The following is a 385-nucleotide window of genomic DNA, read 5'->3' as shown; positions in this document are numbered from 1 at the left end:
GGGAGGTGCGCAGGCAGCATGGCGGCTTCCGACAGGGATACTTCGGCCCGGACTACGAGTTGGCTCGATTCAAGGCAGCAGGGCCTGAGGGCGTTTCGCTGGCGAAGGCCCCCTTCCCGGATGGGTACTCGGCCTATGGGGAGGCGGAGGTGGGCTGGGACGCGGTCCGCTACGGCGGCCTCTCCAAGCACCTGAAGCTGTCGCTGGGGGTGGAGGCCTTCACCTGGGGCCGCTTCGACATGGACGGGCGCGTGGCGGTGCAGCTCTTTAACCGCTCCGTTGAAGTCGCCTTGAAGGGTCTCGCGGTGGGGGCGGGACAGCCCGGAGCGCGCTACCTGGGCGCGGCGGAAGCGCGCTGGCGATTGCTGGGCGGGAAGCTCTACGC

1 pseudogene is annotated in these 385 nt (G+C 69.4%); it reads left to right on the top strand.

The features are described from left to right. Positions 1 to 385: pseudogene (locus D7Y13_RS44865) on the top strand (hypothetical protein); the annotation flags it as partial.

The organism is Corallococcus praedator, assembly GCF_003612125.1.
In the GTDB taxonomy this organism is placed as follows: domain Bacteria; phylum Myxococcota; class Myxococcia; order Myxococcales; family Myxococcaceae; genus Corallococcus; species Corallococcus praedator.
Note: the sequence above shows the minus strand (reverse complement) of the source record. Positions and strands in the feature narration are given on the sequence as shown.